Genomic DNA, 21,768 nt, shown 5'->3' on the forward strand with positions numbered 1-21,768 from the left:
GTGAACCCATGACCGAACCAGCCCGCTTCGACCGCGGCCACACCGACGACCTCATGACCTTCCTGGCGGCGAGCCCCTCGCCGTACCACGCCGTGGCCACAGCGGCCGAGCGGCTGGAGAAGGCCGGCTTCAGGCAGGTCGCCGAGACGGATGCCTGGGACGGGACGAGCGGCGGCAAGTACGTGCTGCGCGGCGGCGCGATCGTCGCCTGGTACGTGCCGGAGGGCGCCGCACCCCACACGCCCTTCCGGATCGTCGGCGCCCACACCGACTCCCCCAACCTGCGCGTCAAGCCGCTCCCCGACACCGGGGCGCACGGCTGGCGCCAGGTGGCCGTGGAGATCTACGGCGGACCGCTGCTCAACTCCTGGCTGGACCGCGATCTGGGTCTCGCCGGCCGGCTGACCCTGCGCGACGGCTCGACGCGCCTGGTCAACGTCGACCGGCCGCTGCTGCGCGTCCCGCAGCTCGCCATCCACCTGGACCGCTCGGTGACGGCCGACGGCCTCAAGCTCGACAAGCAGCGGCACATGCAGCCCGTCTGGGGCCTCGGCCAGGACGTCCGCGACGGCGACCTGATCGCCTTCCTGGAGGAGACGGCCGGCATCCCGGCGGGCGAGGTCACCGGCTGGGACCTGATGACCCACTCCGTGGAACCGCCCGCCTACCTCGGCCGCGACCGCGAACTGCTGGCCGGCCCGCGCATGGACAACCTCCTGTCGGTCCACGCCGGCACGGCCGCGCTCGCCGCCGTCGCCTCGTCGTCCGCGCAGCCGGCGTCCATCCCGGTCCTGGCCGCCTTCGACCACGAGGAGAACGGCTCCCAGTCGGACACCGGCGCGGACGGGCCGCTCCTCGGCAACGTGCTGGAACGCTCGGTCTTCGCCCGCGGCGGCTCCTACGAGGACCGGGCCCGCGCCTTCGCCGGCACGGTCTGCCTGTCCTCCGACACGGGCCACGCCGTGCACCCCAACTACGCGGAGCGGCACGACCCGACGCACCACCCGCGCGTCAACGGCGGCCCGATCCTCAAGGTCAACGTCAACAACCGCTACGCCACGGACGGTTCGGGCCGCGCGGAGTTCACGGCCGCCTGCGAGGCGGCCGACGTGCCCTTCCAGTCGTTCGTCTCCAACAACTCCATGCCCTGCGGCACCACGATCGGCCCGATCACCGCCGCGCGGCACGGCATCAGGACCGTCGACATCGGCGTGGCCATCCTGTCGATGCACAGCGCCCGCGAACTGTGCGGCGCCGACGACCCGTTCCTCCTCGCCAACGCGCTGACGGCGTTCCTGGAGAGGTAGAACGGGCCGTCACCGCATGGGTGTTCCCCTCGGGGGTACCCGGTGTTCCGGGACCGGAACGACCGGACCGTACAGGGAGGCGACACACATGGGCCTCGGCGGATGCATCATCCTCATCGCCGTGGGAGCCATCCTCACGTTCGCGACCGACTGGGACATGCAGGGGGTCAACCTCGACCTGGTCGGCATCATCCTGATGATCGTCGGACTGATCGGCGTCACCACGTTCAGCAGCATCGCCAGGCGCCGGCGCGTGGTGGTACCCCCCACGACACAGGTCGTCGAAGACCCGGCGGCACACCACCACCGCCGGGACGGCTACAGCGACGGATACGGGGTTTGAATCCTCCCCTCCCTAACGGAAGGGGATTCCTGGCTCAGGCCGCCTCATGGAGCAGCGCTCCAAAAGGTCTTGCGCCATCGGCACCAGCCGGGTTGAGACCAGCCCGGACAAGCATCACGCGTGCGGAGTTTTTGTCCCGTGGGGACACGGCTCCGCACGCGGTGCAGGTGTAGGTGCGCTCACCCAGCGGCAGTACATGCTTGGCTCTCGTCATGCAGTTGCCGCAGTCCATCGTGGTGTGCGCCGGGTGGACCAGGCGAATGTCCCGCCCGTGCTTGCGGCCCATCTCGACCAGAGCCCTCTTGGTGGCGCCGATGGCGGCGTCCGCGGCCTTGCCGGCCATGGTCGTCTTGGCCAGAAACTTGGGACGGAAGTCCTCCACCGCGACAGCGTCGTGGTCCCGGACCACCTTCTTCGCCCATTTCCGGCCGGTGTCGGCACGCTGCCTGGCGACCTTCTTACAAGCCTTCGCACGCAGCTTCCGCGCCTCGCGGTAGCCCCTCGATCCAGGCTGCCCCTTCTTCGGCCTGCGGCGGGCCATCATCCGGTCGTACCGGGCCAGCCTCTTCTGGGCCTTCCTGCCGTGCCCGGCGTGGGGAAGATCGTGCGCGTCGGACGTGGTGGTCGCGGTCTCCTTCACCCCCCGGTCGACACCAAGCACGCGACCGGCTCCCGGCAACGGCTGCACCTCAGCGGGCACGACGAAGGAGCCGTACCAGTGCCCGAGACTGTCCCGGTACACACGCACCGAGGACGGCTCAGCAGGCAGCTTCCGCGACCACACCACGGTCACGACGATCCCGCCCGCCAGATGCAGACGGCCGTCTCTCAACCGGAATCCGCGCTTGGTGTAGTTCAGGGTCGCCAGCGCCTCACGCTTCTTCTTGTGCGTGGGCATCCCCGCCCGACGAGCCTTGGGCAGGCGCTCGTTCCGCCGGCTGCACCCGAAGGTACTGCTGGAGCCGGACGTGCTGTTCGTGGACGAGGGCGACATCCTCACGGCCGCCGGCAGCGCGGCGGCGCTCGATCTCGGGCTGTACATCTGGCGGCGCGACCACGGCGCCGAGACCGCCAACCACGTCTCGCGCCGGCTGGTGTTCGCCGCGCACCGGGACGGCGGGCAGCGGCAGTTCGTGGAGCGGGCGGTGCCGGACGTGCGGGACGAGTCCCTGGCGCCGCTGCTGGCATGGGCGCAGGAGCGGCTGGGCGATCCGCTGACGGTGGCGGACCTGGCCGCACGCGCGCGTGTCAGCCCCGCCACGCTCCACCGGCGCTTCCGCGCCCAGCTCGGGACGACACCACTCGCCTGGCTGATCGAGGAGCGGGTGGCGCTGGCCTGCCGGCTGATCGAACGGGGCGAGGAACGGCTGGACGTGGTGGCGGCCCGGAGCGGGCTCGGTACCGCCGCCAACCTGCGCACGCGCCTGCGGCGGGCGACCGGCCTCAGCCCGTCGGCCTACAGACGGCGTTTCGGACCGGGCGGCGGGGAAGCCCTGGTGTCATGAGATTCCTCGTGTACGACCGGCTCCTCGGCTTCGGTGACGACTACTGGATCGAGGACGAGCACGGCAGCAAGGTGTTCCTCGTCGACGGCAAGGCCCTGCGGCTGCGGGACACCTGGGAGCTGAAGGACACCCAGGGACGCGTCCTCGTCGACATCCATCAGAAGATGCTCGCCCTGCGCGACACCATGGTGCTCCAGCGGAGCGGGGAGCCGCTCGCGACGATCCGGCGGAAACGGCTGTCCCTGCTGCGCAACCACTACCGGGTGTCCCTGGCCGACGGCAACGAGCTGGACGTCAGCGGCAAGATCCTCGACCGGGAGTTCGCCGTCGAGTACGACGGGGAGCTGCTGGCGGTGATCTCCCGGCGGTGGCTGACGGTGCGGGACACCTACGGAGTGGACGTCGTCCGCGAGGACGCGGATCCCGCGCTGCTGATCGCGGTGGCCGTGTGTGTGATCCATCTGGCGGAGAAGGAGCGGGAGGACTGAGCCGCCCGCGGGCGTGCTCTCAGGGCCGGCGAGGAGGCCGGAGTCCCAGCATCCGGTCCTTCAGCGCCGGGAACTGCTCCCGGGTCGTCGCGACCTTCCCCGTGTCGAACTCCACCGTGAGGACCTCCTCGCCGGCACCGGCCTGAGCCAGCACCTCGCCCCACGGGTCGACCACGATCGAGTGACCGGCCTGGGGAACTCCGGCGTGCGTCCCGGCCGTTCCACACGCGACGACGAACGACTGGTTCTCGACCGCCCGTGCCTGGGCCAGCAGCGTCCAGTGGGACCGGCGGCGCTCCGGCCAGCCCGCCGACACCACGAGCGTCTCGGCACCGGCGTCGACGAGGCCGCGGAACAGTTCGGGGAAACGCAGGTCGTAACAGGTGGACAGGCCCAGGGTCGTCGCCGGCACACGCACCGTCACCAGATCGGTGCCCGCGCCCATCAGCACGGCCTCGCCCTTGTCGAAGCCGAAGCGGTGGATCTTGCGGTAGGCGGCGGCCAGGTCGCCGGAGGGCGAGAAGACGAGGGAGGTGTTGTAGAGCGGTCCGTCCGGGTCACGCTCGGGGATCGAACCGGCGTGCAGCCACACCCCCGCGTCGCTCGCGGCCTTCGCCATCGCCTCGTACGTCGGCCCTTCGAGCGGCTCGGCCTCGCGCCCGAACTCCTCGTAGGCGAAGGCACCCGTGGTCCACAGCTCCGGCAGGACGACGAGGTCGGCCCCGGCCTGCTCACGGACCATCGCCGCCACGCGTCGGCGGCGCGCTTCGACCGATTCGTCCTCGTTTACGGCGATCTGGATCACAGAGGCGCGCACACTACCACCGTCCTGGCATTCGAGCCGTCCACTCGGGCCTACGATCGTCACACGAAAGCACTGCCGGGGTGCCTCACAGCAGCGTAACTTAGCTCGCAAGACGCCCGCCGACAGCCGCCACCTCACACTGGCAACGCCGCCACCACCTGCCCGTGACCGAACCGCCGAGGGGTCCCGTTCCGTGAGTCTGCATCCCACCCTCCAGCCCTACGCCGACGCCTGGACCCACTCCGTCGAAGCGATATCCGAGCTGCTCCAGCCGCTCGCGGAGGCCGAATGGAACCGGCGGACGCCGTGCCCCGGGTGGTCGGTGCGGGACGTGGTCTCCCATGTCATCGGTCTGGACTGCGAGATGCTCGGCGACCCGCGCCCCATCCACAGCCTCCCGCGCGACCTCTTCCACGTCACCAACGAGCACCAGCGCTACATGGAGATGCAGGTCGACGTCCGCCGCCACCACACGGCGCCGGAGATGACCTCCGAGCTGGAGTACGTGATCATCCGCCGCAACCGGCAGCTGCGGAACGAGTCGCGTGACCCCGGCACGAAGGTGCGGGGGCCGTTCGGCAGCGAGCTCACCCTCGAGGAGTCGATGCGGCGGCACGCGTTCGACGTGTGGGTGCACGAGCAGGACCTGCGCACGGCCCTCGGCCGGCCCGGCAACCTCGACTCCCCCGGCGCGCTGATCGCCCGTGACGTGCTGCTCGGCGAACTCCCGCGCGTGGTGGCCGAGGACGCACAGGCACCGCGCAGCTCGGCGATCGTCCTCGACGTGCACGGGCCCGTCGAGTTCCTGCGCACGATCCGCGTCGACATCCAGGGTCGCGGCACCCTGGAAACGGCCCCGGCTCTCGGCCCGGCCGCGACCCTCACCCTCGACTGGGAGACCTACGTCCGCCTGGCCTGCGGCCGGGTGAACCCGGAGTCGGTCTCCGACCGCCTGAAGACGGAGGGCGACCCGGAGCTGACGGCGGCGATCCTGAGGAACTTCACGGTGACGCAGTAGGGACGTCCTGGCTGCGGGCATGCGTGCCGCTAGGGGCGGCACGGGTGGGCGCAGCGGCACCCCGCTCCGCCGGGTTGCGGACCCACCCGACCCCAGCACCAAGGCCCAGGGCCCGAAAACCCCATGCCGTAGCCCAACCCCAGCCCATACCGTCCTTGACCATGACCACACCACCCCACCGCACCCGCCTCACCTTCCACGGCCCGCTGTCCGAAGCCCGGGCCGACGCCCTCGTACAGCGCCTCACCCGCCACCGCCCCACCACGGTCCTGGACATCGGCTGCGGCACGGGCGAGCTGATGCTCCGCATCCTCGCCGCCGCGCCGGAGGCGACCGGCACCGGCATCGACCTGGACGCCGACGACCTGGCACGAGGGCGCAAGGCCGCCGCAGACCGCGGACTGACGTCCCGGGCCCGTTTCCTTCAGGAGTCCGCCACGGGCACCACCCAGGGCCCTGCCGACCTCGTCCTGTGCGTGGGATCGAGCCAGGCCCTCGGCGACCGGCTCCCCGAGGCGCTCAGGGAACTCCGCCGCCTCGTCACCGGCCACGGCCGCGTCCTGCTCGGCGAGGGCTTCTGGCAGCGCACCCCCACCCCGGGCGAATTGTCCCGCATGTGGCCGGACGCCGCCGCGACGGACCACCCCGACCTCGCGGGCCTCATCGGCCTGGCCATCGACGCGGGGTTCAGGCCGGAGTGGACGGAGACCGCGAGCCTCGACGAGTGGGAGCAGTTCGAGTCGGGATACCTCGCGGACACCGAGGTGTGGCTCGCCGAGCACCCGGACCACCCCCTGGCGGCCGAGACGCGCGAGCGGGCCGACCGGCACCGCGCCAGGTGGCTCACCTACCGCGGCGTCCTCGGCCTCGCGTACCTCACCCTCGTACCGGTGGCGGCCCGCTGACCTACGCCGGCACGTGCACCGTCTCCACCCGGCTGGCCACCAGCCGCTCCCGCTCCCGCCGAGCCGCCTGCCGGCGCAGCCGCAGGATCTGGGAGACCCCGGCCGCCTGGAGCACGAACACCACCGAGAAGGCCAGGGAGTAGTCGTCGCCGGTGGCGTCCAGGAGCACGCCGATCGCGAACAGCGTGGTCATGGAGGCCACGAAGCCGCCCATGTTGGTGATGCCGGAGGCGGTGCCCTGCCGTTCGGGCGGGTTGGCCGGGCGGGCGAAGTCGAAGCCGATCATCGACGCCGGTCCGCACGCCCCGAGCACCGCACACAGCACGATCAGCAGCCACATCGGGGCGTGCGCGCCCGGGTAGGCGAGGGTCGCCGCCCACAGGACCGCCGTCGTGCCGACCGTTCCGAGGGCGAGCGGCAGCCGCGCCCCGTGGTGCCGGGCGACGATCTGGCCGTAGACCAGGCCCACCACCATGTTGGACAGCACGACGAGCGTGAGGAGTTCACCGGCCACCGCCCGGGACAGCCCCTGCGCCTCGACGAGGAAGGGCAGGCCCCACAGCAGCAGGAACACCATCGCCGGGAACTGGGTGGTGAAGTGCACCCAGAGGCCGAGTCGCGTCCCGGGCTCCCGCCAGGAGGCGGCGATCTGCCGCCGTACGTAGGCCGCGCCCTGGTGCGTCAGCGGTTCCGGCTCGTGACCCTCCGGGTGGTCCTTGAGGAACAGCAGCACCAGGACGAGCACCACGGCCCCGGCGGCGGCGCTGCCCGCGAAGGCCGCCGTCCAGCCGATGCCGTGCAGCAGCCGGGCCAGGACGAGCGTGGAGACCAGGTTGCCCGCCATGCCGGCCAGTCCGGCGAACTGGGCGACCAGCGGCCCGCGCCGGGCCGGGAACCAGCGGCTGCCGAGGCGCAGCACGCTGATGAACGTCAGCGCGTCACCGCAGCCGAGCAGCGCCCGGGAGGCGAGCGCCGTTCCGTACGACGGGGAGAAGGCGAAGCCCAGTTGCCCGGCCGTGAACAGCACCGCGCCGAGGGCGAGCACCTTCTTGGTGCCGAGCCGGTCGACGAGCAGGCCGACGGGGATCTGCATGCCCGCGTAGACCAGCAGCTGGAGGATGGAGAAGGTGGAGAGGGCGGAGGCGTTCACATGGAAGCGGTCGGCGGCGTCGAGGCCGGCCACGCCCAGGGACGTGCGGAAGATGACCGCGACGAAGTAGACCGAGACGCCGACGCCCCAGACGGCCAGCGCCCTGCGGCCGCCCGGCGGGTCGCCCGGTATCGCGGTGGCGCTCATCGGACCTCCCCGCGGGCCAGGTGCGAGAACCAGCCGATGTGCCGGTGGACGAGGCCGACGGCTGCCTCCGCGTCACCGGAGCGCAGCGCGTCGAGGATCTCCTCGTGCTCGGCGAGGGTTTTGGCGATGCGGTCGGGGTGGGAGTGCATGACGGCGACGCCCATGCGCAACTGGCGGTCCCGCAGCTGGTCGTAGAGGCGGGAGAGGATCTCGTTGCCGCCGCTGCGGACGATCTCGGCGTGGAAGCAGCGGTCGGTGACGGCGGCCCCCGCGAGGTCCCCGGCGGCGGCCTGCTTCTTCTGCCGGGCCAGCAGTTCCTCCAGGCGCTCGATGAGCCCGGCCGGTGCGGGCACGGCCTTGCGCGCCGCGTGCTCCTCGACGAGCAGCCGCGTCTCGACGACGTCGGCGATCTCCTGCGCGGAGACGGGCAGGACGAGGGCGCCCTTCTTGGGGTAGAGCCGGATCAGCCCCTCGGCCTCCAGCCGGAGCAGTGCCTCGCGGACCGGCGTGCGGGAGACACCCACGGCTTCGGCGAGCTCGCCCTCGGTGAGGAGGGTCCCGCCCTCGTAGCGGCGCTCCAGGACGCCCTGTTTGACATGGGCGTAGACGCGGTCGGCGGCGGGCGGTTGCTTCACGGCCAGGGTCATGCCGACAGCATAGATACAACAGGTACCCATGGATGGATACGTCCAATATGCGGACTCGAATGTCACACATCCGTGGCAAAGCGGGGGTCCCCCTCGGCAACAGCACAACCACGTGTGCTAGTTACAAGTCAGACACGTGCGGCCCCCTTTCCCCTCGTCCTCAACCTGGCCGCATCGTTGGGGCATTCGACGCAATCGGGGTACTTCACTTGATAACCGGCATTCAGGGCACCCGTCTCCGCAGAGCAGCGGCCGTCGCCGTCACCACCGGCGCCATGCTCGCGACCGGTGCCCTCACCGTCGCGCCGGCGCAGGCCGCCTCGGCGCCCTCCATCGCCGCCAAGGGCGGCTACGTGATGAACAACGCGACCGGCAAGTCGCTCTACACCAAGGCGGCCGACACGCGCCGTTCGACCGGCTCGACCACCAAGATCATGACGGCGCTGGTGGTGCTGAAGCAGTCGAACCTCAACATGGACAGCAAGGTCACGATCCAGAAGGCGTACAGCGACTACATCGTCGACAACAACTACGCGTCCAACGCAAAGCTGATCGTCGGCGACAAGGTCACCGTCCGCCAGCTGCTGTACGGGCTGATGCTGCCGTCCGGCTGCGACGCGGCGTACGCGCTCGCCGACAAGTTCGGCTCGGGCTCGACGCGCGCGGCGCGCGTGAAGTCGTTCATCGGCAAGATGAACACCACCGCCAAGAACCTGGGTCTGAAGAACACCCACTTCGACTCGTTCGACGGCATCGGCAAGGGCGCCAACTACTCCACGCCGCGCGACCTGACCAAGCTCGCCAGCGCGGCAATGAAGAACTCCACGTTCCGCACGGTCGTCAAGACGAAGAAGTACACGGCGAAGACGACCACCAAGACCGGCGGCACGCGGACGATGAAGCCGTGGGAGAACACCAACCCGCTGCTCAGCAGCTACAGCGGCGCGATCGGTGTGAAGACCGGCTCCGGCCCGGAGGCAAAGTACTGCCTGGTCTTCGCCGCCACCCGCAACGGCAAGACGGTCATCGGCACGGTCCTCGCCTCGACCGGTCCGGAGGCCCGCAAGGCGGACGCCACGAAGCTGCTCAACTACGGCTTCACCAGGTAGGACGCACGCAGGACGAAGGGGGGCTCCGCCGCACACCGCGGCGGAGCCCCCCTTCGTCATACGGCTCTCATGCCGTGCTGCGCTGACGGCGCTCCAGTGCCCTGGCCGCCTTGCGCCGGCCGCCCGACAGCACGTTCACCGCGGTACCCGCACCGGCGCCCGGCTCCAGCTGCCAGCCGCGGATCCGCGCCGCGACCTGTACCAGCCGCTCGTTCCCCGGCCGTACGTCGACGCAGAACAGCGACTCGTCGGGCGTACGGTCGTCGCCGCCCCAGCGGACCACGCCGTCGAGCTCGGCGAGGATGTCGCGGATCACGACCTCCTGCTGCGGGAAGAAACCACCCCGGGCGCCGCGCGGGTAGGAGCCGGGCCGGATCCGCACGGCCGTACCGGACGCCAGATTGGACTCGGGCCCGCTCCTGGCGAGACCGGCGGGGTCGTGCCATCCGCGCACGTCGCCCCGGCGCAGCGGGTCGACCTCGTAGTGGAACCGGCGCACCAGGTGGACGAGAACGGTCTCCACGTCGCCCATGCGCACGGCGACGCCCTTGAGCGGGGTGCCGGGGACGGGGCGGGTGTAGACGGTGCCGCCGCCGTCGGCGACGTTCTCCATCTCCCAGCCGTTGTGGGAGCGCGAGCCCGCCAGCACGCGCCGGGTCCGGTCCTGCGCGCTGCGCAGGGCGTCCCGTACGCGGGCCGGTATGGGGTTGTTGGCGTCGGCGTACGCCTGGGACAGGAAATGGGACAGGGGCAGGGCGGCTACGCCCACGGCACCGCCTATGGCGGCGACACGGCCGAGCAGGGCGCGACGGGACAGGCCGCGGCGGTGGGCGGCGCCGGGCGCCGACGATCCGCGGAGGACGCGGGGGAGGCTGAGCTTCAACGGAGTCTCTTCCTGAAGTTCTCCGCGCACACGCGCTCAGGCGTTGCGGAGGATGCTGTTGTACTTCTCGAAGATCTGGTAGACGGCCAGGCTCTGGTGCGTCTGGGACTCCACGTCGGGGTCCCAGGCCCGGTAGCGGCGCAGGAGTTCGGTGATCTCGAACTCGACGAGGTCGAGGCGCATGGACCGCGGGGTGGTGACGCGGTCGCCCGGGGGCAGTCGGCCGCCGGGCCTGCCCCGGGTGCCCCACAGGTGGATCAGAGCCGCGGTGCGCACACTGAACGCGTTGTCCTTGTTCAGCTGTTGCCACACGGTCCACAGGTCGGCGTCCTTGGCCGGGTCGCGCCGCTCGCCGGTGGTGAAGCCCCAGCCGATGCAGTGGTTCCAGGCCTGGATGGCGTCGCTCGCGCTGATCTCGCCGATGCCGGTGTGCGAGTCCCGGACGGAACCGGAGCCCGTGAGGTGGTGGTCGGCGACCTGCTGGTCGGCGGACTGGGCGGCGAGGCCGTAGTCACGCATGGCCCAGTAGACGGCCGTCTGGATCAGCGCCTTGCGCATCGTGTACGTCTTCGACAGCTCGGTGATCAGCCCGTCCTGGTCCTGGATCGCGGCGACGGCCTGCGCGTTGCTGTAGAGCCGCGCGTCGCTGCCGATGCCGCCCGTGTCCGGGCGGCCGATCGACTGCATGTAGCGCGAGAGGTCGGCCCGCAGCGCCGGCACCTGGCGCTCGTCGAGGGCGACGTCCGGTACGGCGGGACGCGGCCGGTCGAACGAGCCCTGCCCGGTGTCCCGACCCGAGGCGATGTCGGCGTCGATCTCCAGCTGCCCGTCCCCGGAGCCGAGGGTGCGGATGACGAACTGGTCGTAGGCCCAGTCCTGCGGCAGCGGATGCCCGGCGTTGCCGTCGAAGCCCGAGGACATGCCGGCGACGAAGCTCGCGGTCGAGTAACCGGCCGCGCCGACCTGCGCGCACACGTTGCGGGAGCCGTAGACGCCGATCCGGTACGGATGGCCGGAGTCGGCCATCGCCTCCTTGATGCCCTTGAAGTGGGGCAGGACCCTCGCGGTGATCTCGGTGTCGATCGCGTCGAAGTCCACGGCGAAGAAGATCCGGCTCCCCCGGCGGAAGCCGTGGTCGCGGGCGGCGTTGACCGCGGCGTATCCGGCGGTCCGCCCGGCGACGTAGTCGAAGTCCGAGGCGTCGTTGTTGACGGTCTGGTAGATCGGGAAGCAGCGCAGACCCTGCTGGGCGATGGTGGCGAGCTCACCCGGCTGGATGGCCTTCTCCGGCAGGGAGGTGGCACTCGGGTTGGTGAGGTAGCGGCCGATGTACGTGATCCCGGCCGCCTTGAGCGACGCCGCCCGGGACGGAGTGATCTTCGCGATGGTGTCGCAGGCCCCGGCCGGGCGGGACTGGTCGCCGAAGGACGCCAGCAGGGAGGCGAAGGTGGCGAAGTCGCCCTCGCCCGTGGCCGGGAGAGCGGCGAAGGTCTGGAAGGCCCGGACCGCCGCGGCGAGGGAGGAGTCGAAGGTGTCGGTGAGGGCCGCGGGCCGCCGGTTGACGACCATCCCGGCGGAGAACAGCTGGACGAAGACGCCCTTGTCGCCCTTGGTCACGGGGTGCGACTTCAGGCCCGACTGGGTACCGGGCCCGAAGTTGCCGTTGGCGGTGCCGTCCGCCATGCCCAGCTCGTACTGCACGCCGAAGAGCAGCGCCTTGACGGTGTCCCGGGTCACGAGCCCGTCGCAGGCGATGACGTAGAAGTCCTGCCGGTCCAGGTAGCGGCCGTTGAGCCACTGCTGGACGGCCCTGACCTGTCCGGTGCCCGACGCGCCGGGGACGTAGGAGTCCATCGTCAGCAGCGCCTTGACCACCTTCGGCGTCAAGCCGGCTCCCGGGAGGGCCTGTTCGACTCCCATGTCGGTCTTGAGCCGGGTGACGGCCGTCTGCACCCGGGCACCGTAGCTGCCGTCGAGGTCGCCGCCGTCGTAGCCCTTGCAGTACAGGCCGGCCTGGAGGATGCGGCAGAAGTCGGGCGAGGGGACGGTGTCCGCGTCGAGCTGGGGGTACTTGGCGGTCAGCGTGTTGAGGGTGGTGGGGCCGAAGTTGTCGGAGAGTGCTGTGATGCCCAGCTCGTACTGCAGGGCACGGGTCAGGGCGTACAGGGTCGCCCAGTCGGCCTCGCCGCTCTCGGGCACGGTCGTGCCGATACGGCTGCCGTAGACGGAGTTGACGAATCTCTGGGCCTTGAGGACCATCGCGTCGCGCATGAAGAGTGATCGTATGTCCGGCTAAACCGCTTACTGTGGGGTACTTGGGCGGGTCCCGGGAGCTTCTTGTGCTCTTCGTACCGCCGTCGGTCAACCCCACGGGCGAACGCCGGCGGCCCCCCCGCCCGGTGGGTCGGGGGGCCGCCGCGGCCGGATCACGCCCAGGTGATCAGGCGCTTGGGCTGCTCCAGGATCGCCGCCACGTCCGCCAGGACCTTCGAGCCCAGCTCGCCGTCGACCAGGCGGTGGTCGAACGACAGCGCCAGGGTGGTGACCTGACGGGGCTTCACCTTGCCCTTGTGGACCCACGGCTGCGGCTTGATCGCACCGATCGCGAGGATCGCGGACTCGCCCGGGTTGAGGATCGGCGTGCCCGTGTCGACGCCGAAGACACCGACGTTGGTGATCGTCACCGTGCCGCCCTGCATGGCCGCCGGGGACGTCCTGCCGTCCCTGGCCGTCGCCACCAGCTCGCCCAGGGACTCGGCCAGCTGCGGCAGCGTCTTGGCGTGGGCGTCCTTGATGTTCGGCACGATCAGGCCGCGCGGGGTCGCGGCCGCGATGCCCAGGTTCACGTAGTGCTTGACCACGATCTCCTGTGCGGCCTCGTCCCACGACGCGTTGACGTCCGGGTTGCGCCGGATCGCGACGAGCAGGGCCTTGGCGATCAGCAGCAGGGGGTTCACGCGCAGGCCCGCGAACTCCTTGTCCGCCTTCAGTTCCTCGACCAGTTTCATCGTGCGCGTCACGTCGACCGTCACGAACTCCGTGACGTGCGGCGCGGTGAACGCCGAGCCGACCATCGCCGCCGCCGTCGCCTTGCGGACACCCTTGACCGGGATGCGGGTCTCACGCCCGGTGTCGTACGACGCCGGCGCCTGGGCCGCCGCCGGGGCGGACGCGGCCGGCGGCTCGGGGACCGCCGGGACGGCCGATGCGACCGCCGCGTGCACGTCCTCGCGGGTGATGATGCCGTCCGGGCCCGTCGGGACGACCGTCGTCAGGTCGACGCCCAGGTCCTTGGCCAGCTTGCGGACAGGGGGCTTGGCCAGCGGGCGTTCCGTGCCGGCCGGAGCCGCAGGGGCGGCAGGGGCGGTCGCGGCCGGGGCCGCCGGCGTGTGGCCGTTCAGCTCGGCCTGGATCACCGGCGAGGCCTGCCGGGCCGGGACCTCCGGGCCCTTGCGGGGGCGGCGGCGGGTGGACGAGGTCGCCACCCCGTAGCCCACCAGGACCGGCTGGCGTCCCGAGCCCGCCGCCTTCGGCTCCTCGGCGGGCTCGGCTGCCGCGGGCTGCTCGGCGGCGGGCTGCTCGGCGGGTGCGGCGCCGCCACCGCCCACGTCCACCGAGATGATCGCCGTGCCCACGTCGACCGTGGTGCCCTCGGGGAAGTGCAGGTCCCGGACCACGCCGTCGTACGGGATGGGCAGCTCCACGGCCGCCTTCGCCGTCTCGACCTCGCAGACCACCTGGCCGTCGGTGACCGTGTCGCCGGGCTGGACGTACCACTTGAGGATCTCGGCCTCGGTGAGTCCCTCGCCCACGTCGGGCATCTTGAACTCGCGCACGGACGCTTCCGTCATCGTCGTCACGACCCTCTCCTCAGTACGCCAGCGAGCGGTCGACGGCGTCCAGCACCCGGTCCAGGTTCGGCAGGTACTCCTCCTCCAGGCGGGCCGGCGGGTACGGGGCGTGGTAGCCGCCGACCCGGAGCACCGGGGCCTCCAGGTGGTAGAAGGAGCGCTCCGTGATCCGCGCGGCGATCTCCGCGCCCGACCCGAAGAACACCGGGGCCTCGTGGACGACGACCAGGCGGCGCGTCTTCTCCACCGACGCCTGGATCGAGTCGAAGTCGATCGGGGAGACCGAGCGCAGGTCCAGGACCTCCAGGTTCTTGCCCTCCTCGGCGGCCGCGTCCGCGACCTCCTGGCAGAGCTTCACCATCGGGCCGTAGGCGGCCAGGGTGAGGTCGGTGCCCTCGCGGACCACCTGGGCCTTGTGCAGCGGGCCCGGGATCGCCTCCGTGTTGACCTCGCCTTTGTCCCAGTAGCGGCGCTTGGGCTCGAAGAAGATCACCGGGTCGTCGCTCTGGATGGCCTGCTGCATCATCCAGAACGCGTCCGCCGCGTTCGACGGGCTGACGATCTTCAGGCCCGCCACGTGCGCGAAGAGCGCCTCGGGCGACTCGGAGTGGTGCTCCACCGCGCCGATGCCGCCGCCGTACGGGATGCGCACGACGACCGGGAGCTTGACCTTGCCCAGCGAGCGGGCGTGCATCTTCGCGAGCTGCGTGACGATCTGGTCGTACGCCGGGAAGACGAAGCCGTCGAACTGGATCTCCACCACCGGGCGGTAACCGCGCAGGGCCAGGCCGATCGCCGTGCCGACGATGCCCGACTCGGCGAGGGGGGTGTCGATGACGCGGCTCTCGCCGAAGTCCTTCTGCAGGCCGTCCGTCACCCGGAAGACGCCGCCGAGCTTGCCGACGTCCTCGCCCATGATCAGGACCTTGGGGTCGGACTCCAGAGCGCGGCGCAGCGATTCGTTGATCGCCTTGGCCAGTGCCATCTTGTCGGCCATCTCAGTTACCCCCCTCGTCGGCGAACGACGCCTGGTAGGCGGCGAACTGGGCGCGCTCCTCGTCGACGAGCGCGTGTCCGTCCGCGTAGGCGTTCTCGAAGATCGCGAAGTGGTCCGGGTCCGGCATGGAACGGACCGCCTCGCGCACTCGTTTGCCCAACGCCTCGGACTCGGCCTCCAGTTCCTCGAAGAATCCCTCGTCCGCGTGGTTTGAGGCCTCCAGATACCGGCGAAGGCGCAGGATCGGGTCCTTGGCCTCCCAGGCCTGGCGCTCCTCGTCACCCCGGTAGCGGGTCGGGTCGTCGGAGGTGGTGTGGGCGCCCATGCGGTAGGTGAACGCCTCGACGAGGGTCGGGCCCTCGCCGGCGCGGGCCCGCTCCAGGGCCCACCGGGTGACCGCGAGGACGCCGAGCACGTCGTTGCCGTCGACCCGGACGCCCGGGAAGCCGAAGCCCTGGGCGCGCTGGTAGATCGGGACGCGGGACTGCTTCTCGGTGGGCTCGGAGATGGCCCACTGGTTGTTCTGGCAGAAGAACACGACCGGGGCGTTGTAGACCGCGGAGAAGGTGAACGATTCGGCCACGTCGCCCTGGCTGGAGGCGCCGTCGCCGAAGTAGGCGATCACCGCGCTGTCGGCGCCGTCCTTGGCGACGCCCATGGCGTAGCCGGTGGCGTGCAGCGTCTGGGAGCCGATGACGATCGTGTACAGCTGGAAGTTGTTGCTGTTGGGGTCCCAGCCGCCGTTGTTCACGCCGCGGAACATCCCGAGCAGGTTGGCCGGGTCGACGCCGCGGCACCAGGCCACACCGTGCTCCCGGTAGGTCGGGAAGACGTAGTCGTCCTCCCGGGTGGCCCGGCCGGACCCGATCTGGGCGGCCTCCTGGCCGAGCAGCGACGCCCACAGGCCCAGCTCGCCCTGGCGCTGCAGGGAGGTGGCCTCGGCGTCGAAGCGGCGGGTGAGCACCATGTCGCGGTAGAGGCCGCGGAGCTCGTCCGGGGTGATGCCGGCGACGTACTTGTCGTACTCGGCATTCTTGACGCGCTTGCCCTCGGGCGTCAGCAGCTGCACGAGCTGGGGCTCGGCGCCGGCGTCCTTCTTGGCGGTCGGGCGGGCGCGCTTGGTGCCGGTGGTGCCGGCCTTGCTTCCGGCGCTGCGTCGCGGTGTGCGCGCGGCAGTGCTCTCCACGGTCACGTGTGCTCCTCCGTCGGTCCGGGCCACGGGGTTGCCGGTGGGCCTGGGGGTCCCCCCTGCTCTTTTGAGCTTGGGGGAGCGGCTCACCTGTTCTCGACCACCGGGGCACGGGGTGGGTGCCACTGGGCCGGGAACAGGCGTGACAGGTGCCCCGGCGAGCGCCCTGCAGAAAGCACGTTACCCAGTGCGCCACATTTCTGTGAAACCCCCTCTGACCTGCGATTTTGCTTGGATATCCAAGTAAATCGGGAAGGCGGTGAAGGGTCCCAGGTCACAGCCTTGCAGGAGGCCGGAGCAACCGCACGTTAACCCGGTGACCCAGGTCACGGGAAGAGTCCTTTTGTCGGCGCGCCGAAACGACACGCGCGCGTGGGCCCCGTTTCCGGGCCCCACGCGCGCGTGGATCATGCGTTTTCTCTGCCTGTCAGGTGCCGCCGTCGCCGCCACCCGCGCCGCCCACGACGCCGGCCGTGGTGCCGCCGTCGGCACCGCCCGTGTCGTCCGGCGGTGTCTGCGGGTCCGAGGGCTCCGGGTCCGTGGGCTCGTCGGTCGGCTCCTCGGTCGTCGGCTGGTCGCTCGGTTCACCGGTGGGCGACTCGGGAGCGCTCTGCGACGGCGTGTAGGAGGGCGTGTACGACGGGGTGAAGTTGCCGTTGCCCGAGCCGGTGCCGGTGCCGTTGTCCGTGTTCGTGTCGGTCGGCTCGTCGCTCGGTTCGTCGCTCGGCGTCTCGCTGGGCGTCTTCTTCTCCGTCGTCTGCGAGGTGGTCGGCTTCTGCTCCTTGCTCGGGCCGTCCTTGTCGCCGCCGGTGTTCTGCAGCGCCAGCGCGACGCCCGCGGCGACGGCGATCACCGCGAGCACGGCGAGGATCCACAGCTTGCCGCGGCCGCTGCCCCTGTTGCCGTGGCCCTCGAAGCCGCCGTCGTCCCCGCCGCCGTAGCCGCCGGGCAGGATCGGCGAGGGGATCTGCGCGGTGCCGGAGGGGTCACCGGGGTGGCCCATCACGGCCGTGCCGGCGAAGCCGCCCGACGGGGTGTGCCGGCCCTCGTGCATGTCGACCGGGCCGGTGTTCCAGGTGCCGGTGTGGCCGCCCTGGTCGTAAAGCATCTGGAGCGCGTACTGGACCAGCCCGCGCATCTCCTCGGCCGTCTGGAAACGGTCGTCGGGCTCCTTGGCGAGGGAGCGCATGACCAGGCCGTCCAGCTCCGGCGGGCAGGCGTCGGAGGCCTCGGACGGCGGCGTCGGGATGTCCTGGACGTGCTGGTAGACCACCGACAGCGGGGTCTCGCCCGTGAACGGCGGGCGCAGCGAGAGGAGTTCGTAGAGCAGGCAGCCCGTCGCGTACAGGTCGGAGCGGTGGTCGACGGCCTTGCCGAGCGCCTGCTCGGGGGAGAGGTACTGCGGGGTGCCCATGACCATGCCGGTCTGCGTCATCGTCGTGGACGCGCCGTGCAGGGCCCGGGCGATGCCGAAGTCCATCACCTTCACGGCGCCGTTGTGCGTGATGATGACGTTGGCCGGCTTGATGTCGCGGTGCACGATGCCGTGCTGGTGCGAGTAGGCGAGCGCCTCCAGGACGCCCGAGACGATGATCAGCGCCTGCTCGGGGCCGGGTGCCTCCGCGTTCAGCAGCAGGTCGCGGATGGTGCGGCCCTCGACGATCTCCATGACGATGTACGGCACGGACTGGCCGCCGACGAAGTCCTCGCCGGAGTCGTACACGGCGACGATCGAGTGGTGGTTGAGACCGGCCACCGACTGCGCCTCGCGCGTGAAGCGCGCCTTGGACACCGGGTCCTCGGCGAGGTCTGAGCGGAGCAGCTTGACGGCGACGGTGCGTCCGAGGCGGACGTCCTCGGCTGCGAACACCTCGGCCATGCCGCCCCGGCCGAGTCTGCGGGTCAGCCGGTACCGGCCGTCCCCGACCAGCCCGCCGTTCCCCCAGAGCTCCGGCGCGTCCGACATGCCGCCGCCAGACGCCTCGGGGTCGGACGGGCCCTGAGCGGCCTGCTGCTGTGCCATCAGTCCTCGCCGTCGTTTCTGCCCGCGGTGCGCGCGGTGTTGTTACGGTCTCCGTCGGCCACGCTACAGCCTCCGCGCAAGCCTCCGGCCCGAGAAGGGGTGCCGGGACCGGCACGAGACGGACCGGCCATGAAACCTTCACTCCGTACTCTCGTGCAAATTCCGTGCCCTCGCCGTACGCCCCCTGTAACGCTTACGCGACTCTTCTTTCGCGTACGGTCACGGAACGGGCACCGAGCTTGACGTGTCAGTGCCCTGGGGCAGACTTGGCCGGGAATGACGGTTTGGATCAACGACGGATCAGCGGCAGTCGGCGGCGCCTGCAGGGGCTACGGGGGACGGGGAACATGAGCCAGGACGGCGCACAGGGCCAGTACACGGGGCGGGCGCTCGCCAGTGGCCGCTATCAGCTGCGTGACCTCCTCGGCCAGGGCGGCATGGCCTCGGTGCACCTCGCGTACGACAGCGTGCTCGACCGGCAGGTCGCCATCAAGACACTTCACACGGATCTCGGACGGGAACAGGCCTTCCGCGAGCGGTTCCGCCGCGAGGCCCAGTCCGTGGCCAAGCTCACGCACACCAACATCGTCTCCGTCTTCGACACCGGCGAGGACACCCTCGACGGCATGACGACGCCGTACATCGTCATGGAGTACGTCGAGGGCCGCCCGCTCGGCTCGGTCCTCGACGAGGACGTGCGGCAGCAGGGCGCGATGCCCGCCGACAAGGCGCTGAAGATCACCGCCGATGTGCTGGCCGCGCTGGAGATCAGCCACGAGATGGGCCTGGTCCACCGCGACATCAAGCCGGGCAACGTGATGATGACCAAGCGCGCCGTGGTCAAGGTCATGGACTTCGGCATCGCCCGCGCCATGCAGTCCGGCGTGACGTCGATGACGCAGACCGGCATGGTCGTCGGAACCCCGCAGTACCTCTCACCCGAGCAGGCCCTCGGCCGCGGTGTGGACGCCCGCTCCGACCTGTACTCGGTCGGCATCATGCTGTTCCAGCTCGTCACCGGGCGGCTGCCGTTCGAAGCGGACTCGCCACTGGCCATCGCCTACGCGCACGTGCAGGAAGAGCCGCCGGTCGCGTCCTCGATCAACCGCTCGCTGCCCCCGGCCGTGGACGCGCTGATCACCCGTGCGCTGAAGAAGAACCCGAACGAGCGCTTCCCCAGCGCCGAGGCCATGCGCGACGAGTGCCTGCGCGTGGCGGCCTCCTTCCACGCCGCGCCGCCGAGCATCGTCCCGGGCACGCAGGCGCAGAGCGGCTCGGGCGTCGGCTCGGCCGTGTTCCCGCCGGTCGACCAGGCGACCGCGGCGCCCTCGGGCCAGGTCCAGACGCCGTACCAGCCGACCCCGCCCCCGAACCCGTACGGCACGCCCGCCCCGACGGGGCCGTCCCCGGCGTACGGCTACCCGCAGCAGGGCGGCTACCCGACGCCCTCGGCGGCGTACTCCCCGCAGTCCGGCCCGTCGACGCCGCCCCCGTACAACCTGACGCCCCCCGCCGCGTCGGCCCCCTCCGGCGGCAGGAACAACAAGCCGGTGATCATCGGCTCGATCATCGTGTCCGTCGTCGCGGTCGGCGGCCTCGTCTCGGCGCTGCTGCTGAACGGCGGCAGCGAGGACGACAAGGGCGGCGGTGGCAGCAGCGCGAGCGCGTCGGCCTCGGCGGAGAAGAAGGCCGGCTACCGCGGGCCGGACACCACGAAGACGATCGACACCGAGGAGTGCACGGAGCCGCGGGAGTCGTACAACGACCCCGACAAGATCCAGATCCCGGACTTCAAGTTCAAGAACATCAAGTCGGTCAAGGCCTGTCTCCAGGCGGCCGGCTGGGAACTGAACGAGAAGAAGGTCGACGAGAACACCTACGGCGACGGCACGGTCATGAACCAGTTCCCGTCCGCCGACACCGACGTCGACCCGAAGGACATGCCCGAGATCGAGCTCAGCGTCTCGACGGGCAACCCGCCCTCCTGACCGGTCCTGACAAACGGACGGGCCCGGCAGCTTCGGCTGCCGGGCCCTTTGGTCGGTGGTGGTCTACAGGTACGGGCCGCCGGTCCGGCCTCCCGGGTGCTGCTCGTCGAGGCCGTCCCCGACACCCGGCGGGAGGGCGCGGCGCATCTGCTCCAGCTGGGCGCGGGCCGCCATCTGCTGGGCGAACAGCGTCGTCTGGATCCCGTGGAAGAGCCCCTCCAGCCAGCCCACCAGCTGGGCCTGCGCGATACGCAGCTCCGAGTCGCTGGGGGTCGCCTCGTCCGTGAAGGGCAGCGACAGCCGCTCCAGCTCCTCCACCAGCTCGGGCGCCAGACCGTCCTCCAGCTCCTTCACCGAGCTGGCGTGGATGTCCTTCAGCCGGACCCGGCTGGCCTCGTCCAGGGGAGCCGCGCGCACTTCCTCCAGCAGCTGCTTGATCATGCTGCCGATCCGCATGACCTTCGCGGGCTGCTCCACCTGCTCCGTGACCGGGGTCTCGCGGGAGTCCTCGTCTGCGCTGCCGCCACCGAGCGCCATGCCGTCCTGGCCCACGACCAGGATCTGAGGGTTCTCCGGCGACCTTTCGTTCCTCGGCATCTCCATGTCGCCATTCTCTCGTACGCCTGCACCTCACCTCCGTGGTGCCCCCGCAGGAGGCTGATCCACCGTGCTGGAGGAGACGAACCGGTCACGCTCCGGGTTGCTCCTGCGGGGGCGGTTCCTCCTCGCGGGTGAAACGCAGCAGGCGGGCCTCGCAGTGCTCCAGCCAGCGGACCTCGGCCTCGGCCTGGAAGACGAGCTGCTCCAGGACGAGCAGCCGGGCCATCTCCTCGGGGTGCTCCGGGGCGCGGGCCAGTGCCTCGGCGCGCTGCCGCACGTGGTCGTGCAGGGCCCGCGTCACGTGCCGCCGCTGGGCCTCGACGACCTCCCTCACGTCGACGCCGTCCGCGCCGAGAGCCATCACCAGCTTGATCGCCAGCTCGTCGCGCGGCGGGCCGGCCCGTTCCACGGGACGGTCGTACCAGGCACGCAGTTCGGCCCGGCCGGCCTCGGTGAGCGCGTACAGCGCCCGTCCGGCCGCGTCGACGTCGTCCTGGGCGACCATTCCGTCCCGCTCCAGACGGCTCAGCGTCGTGTAGACCTGCCCGATGTTCAGCGGCCAGGTCCCGCCGCTGCGGGCCTCGAAGTCGGTGCGCAGGCGGGAGCCGTAGCGGGGGCCGGCCGCCAGGAGCGCCAGCAGCCCGTGACGTATCGACATAACCGGATTGTGCAGTGATTCCGCCCCGTCGGCCGAACCCGGAGTGCCGGGACTCCGGTGCGGTGTGAGGCTGATGGCCTCGATATGACCGAACTTGCCGTTTCTGCCCCACCGGGCGCGGCGGGAGGGGGTCACCCACGTGACTCCATGGCTAC

18 protein-coding genes and 2 pseudogenes are annotated in these 21,768 nt (G+C 71.0%); 8 read left to right on the forward strand and 12 right to left on the reverse strand.

What is annotated here, in order from left to right; translation table 11 throughout:
- Nucleotides 1-8 precede the first annotated feature (8 nt).
- Together IO24_RS0119930 and IO24_RS0119935 are read left to right on the forward strand one after the other, a co-directional pair.
- The gene (locus IO24_RS0119930) at nt 9-1,307 is read left to right on the forward strand and encodes a M18 family aminopeptidase (RefSeq protein ID WP_031137489.1); all 1,299 of its coding nucleotides are present in this window, start codon (nt 9-11) and stop codon (nt 1,305-1,307) included.
- 88 nt (nt 1,308-1,395) lie between these two features.
- On the forward strand, nt 1,396-1,650 hold the full coding sequence (locus IO24_RS0119935; protein WP_031137490.1) for a DUF6458 family protein: 255 nt from the start codon (nt 1,396-1,398) through the stop codon (nt 1,648-1,650).
- A gap of 34 nt (nt 1,651-1,684) precedes the next feature.
- Here the strand turns inward: IO24_RS0119935 and IO24_RS0119940 are convergent.
- Nucleotides 1,685-2,578 (reverse strand): annotated as a pseudogene (locus IO24_RS0119940) (RNA-guided endonuclease InsQ/TnpB family protein); the annotation flags it as partial.
- Here IO24_RS0119940 and IO24_RS0119945 point away from each other — a divergent pair.
- Nucleotides 2,577-3,155, forward strand: a pseudogene (locus tag IO24_RS0119945) (helix-turn-helix domain-containing protein); the annotation flags it as partial. The pseudogenes IO24_RS0119940 and IO24_RS0119945 overlap by 2 nt on opposite strands.
- On the forward strand, nt 3,152-3,643 hold the full coding sequence (locus IO24_RS0119950; protein ID WP_031137494.1) for an LURP-one-related/scramblase family protein: 492 nt from the start codon (nt 3,152-3,154) through the stop codon (nt 3,641-3,643). The pseudogene IO24_RS0119945 and the gene IO24_RS0119950, both read left to right, overlap by 4 nt.
- Nucleotides 3,644-3,662: 19 nt before the next feature.
- Here IO24_RS0119950 and IO24_RS0119955 read toward each other — a convergent pair whose 3' ends face one another.
- On the reverse strand, nt 3,663-4,460 hold the full coding sequence (locus IO24_RS0119955) for a carbon-nitrogen family hydrolase (protein WP_031137496.1): 798 nt from the start codon (nt 4,458-4,460) through the stop codon (nt 3,663-3,665).
- Between the two features lie 181 nt (nt 4,461-4,641).
- Here IO24_RS0119955 and IO24_RS0119960 point away from each other — a divergent pair, with 181 nt between their 5' ends.
- Complete coding sequence (locus IO24_RS0119960; RefSeq protein WP_031137497.1) at nt 4,642-5,466, forward strand: maleylpyruvate isomerase family mycothiol-dependent enzyme; 825 nt, start codon at nt 4,642-4,644, stop codon at nt 5,464-5,466.
- Nucleotides 5,467-5,627: 161 nt separating this feature from the next.
- The gene (locus IO24_RS0119965; RefSeq protein WP_031137499.1) at nt 5,628-6,371 is read left to right on the forward strand and encodes an SAM-dependent methyltransferase; all 744 of its coding nucleotides are present in this window, start codon (nt 5,628-5,630) and stop codon (nt 6,369-6,371) included.
- 1 nt (nt 6,372) lies between these two features.
- On the opposite strand, the gene IO24_RS0119970 is transcribed toward IO24_RS0119965, so the two are convergent.
- Together IO24_RS0119970 and IO24_RS0119975 are read right to left on the reverse strand one after the other, a co-directional pair.
- A complete protein-coding gene (locus IO24_RS0119970; RefSeq protein WP_031137500.1) occupies nt 6,373-7,668 on the reverse strand; it encodes an MFS transporter in 1,296 nt (431 codons plus the stop codon).
- A complete protein-coding gene (locus tag IO24_RS0119975) occupies nt 7,665-8,315 on the reverse strand; it encodes a GntR family transcriptional regulator (RefSeq protein ID WP_031137501.1) in 651 nt (216 codons plus the stop codon). The genes IO24_RS0119970 and IO24_RS0119975 overlap by 4 nt, the downstream gene beginning before the upstream one ends.
- Before the next feature lie 209 nt (nt 8,316-8,524).
- Between IO24_RS0119975 and IO24_RS0119980 the strand changes: the two genes are divergently transcribed.
- Nucleotides 8,525-9,424 carry a D-alanyl-D-alanine carboxypeptidase family protein gene (locus IO24_RS0119980; RefSeq protein ID WP_031137502.1) on the forward strand — a complete coding sequence of 300 codons (900 nt, stop codon included), beginning with the start codon at nt 8,525-8,527 and terminating at the stop codon, nt 9,422-9,424.
- A 67-nt stretch (nt 9,425-9,491) separates the two neighbouring features.
- Here IO24_RS0119980 and IO24_RS0119985 read toward each other — a convergent pair whose 3' ends face one another.
- The 6 genes from IO24_RS0119985 to IO24_RS0120010 all read right to left on the reverse strand — a co-directional run bounded on the left by IO24_RS0119985 (nt 9,492) and on the right by IO24_RS0120010 (nt 18,367).
- Entirely contained in the window at nt 9,492-10,241 is a 750-nt protein-coding gene (locus tag IO24_RS0119985) for a twin-arginine translocation signal domain-containing protein (protein WP_031137503.1), read from the reverse strand.
- Between the two features lie 102 nt (nt 10,242-10,343).
- Nucleotides 10,344-12,578, reverse strand: a complete 2,235-nt coding sequence (locus IO24_RS0119990; protein ID WP_031137504.1) for a glycoside hydrolase domain-containing protein — start codon at nt 12,576-12,578, stop codon at nt 10,344-10,346.
- Nucleotides 12,579-12,733: 155 nt separating this feature from the next.
- Nucleotides 12,734-14,167 carry a dihydrolipoamide acetyltransferase family protein gene (locus IO24_RS47195; RefSeq protein ID WP_031137506.1) on the reverse strand — a complete coding sequence of 478 codons (1,434 nt, stop codon included), beginning with the start codon at nt 14,165-14,167 and terminating at the stop codon, nt 12,734-12,736.
- A 10-nt stretch (nt 14,168-14,177) separates the two neighbouring features.
- Nucleotides 14,178-15,155, reverse strand: coding sequence for an alpha-ketoacid dehydrogenase subunit beta (locus IO24_RS0120000; protein ID WP_031137507.1), 978 nt, complete (start codon nt 15,153-15,155; stop codon nt 14,178-14,180).
- A gap of 1 nt (nt 15,156) precedes the next feature.
- Nucleotides 15,157-16,347 carry a pyruvate dehydrogenase (acetyl-transferring) E1 component subunit alpha gene (gene pdhA / locus IO24_RS0120005; RefSeq protein WP_031137508.1) on the reverse strand — a complete coding sequence of 397 codons (1,191 nt, stop codon included), beginning with the start codon at nt 16,345-16,347 and terminating at the stop codon, nt 15,157-15,159.
- A 424-nt stretch (nt 16,348-16,771) separates the two neighbouring features.
- A complete protein-coding gene (locus IO24_RS0120010) occupies nt 16,772-18,367 on the reverse strand; it encodes a protein kinase domain-containing protein (protein ID WP_031137509.1) in 1,596 nt (531 codons plus the stop codon).
- A 347-nt stretch (nt 18,368-18,714) separates the two neighbouring features.
- On the opposite strand from IO24_RS0120010, the gene IO24_RS0120015 reads away from it, so the two are divergent.
- Entirely contained in the window at nt 18,715-20,355 is a 1,641-nt protein-coding gene (locus IO24_RS0120015) for a protein kinase domain-containing protein (protein ID WP_031137510.1), read from the forward strand.
- 63 nt (nt 20,356-20,418) lie between these two features.
- On the opposite strand, the gene IO24_RS0120020 is transcribed toward IO24_RS0120015, so the two are convergent.
- Together IO24_RS0120020 and IO24_RS0120025 are read right to left on the reverse strand one after the other, a co-directional pair.
- Nucleotides 20,419-20,958 (reverse strand): bacterial proteasome activator family protein, encoded by a 540-nt coding sequence (locus tag IO24_RS0120020; protein ID WP_031137512.1) that lies wholly within the window; start codon nt 20,956-20,958, stop codon nt 20,419-20,421.
- An 85-nt stretch (nt 20,959-21,043) separates the two neighbouring features.
- Nucleotides 21,044-21,613 (reverse strand): PadR family transcriptional regulator, encoded by a 570-nt coding sequence (locus IO24_RS0120025; protein ID WP_031137513.1) that lies wholly within the window; start codon nt 21,611-21,613, stop codon nt 21,044-21,046.
- Between the last annotated feature and the right edge of the window lie 155 nt (nt 21,614-21,768).

The organism is Streptomyces flavovariabilis (assembly GCF_000725785.1).
In the GTDB taxonomy this organism is placed as follows: domain Bacteria; phylum Actinomycetota; class Actinomycetes; order Streptomycetales; family Streptomycetaceae; genus Streptomyces; species Streptomyces hawaiiensis.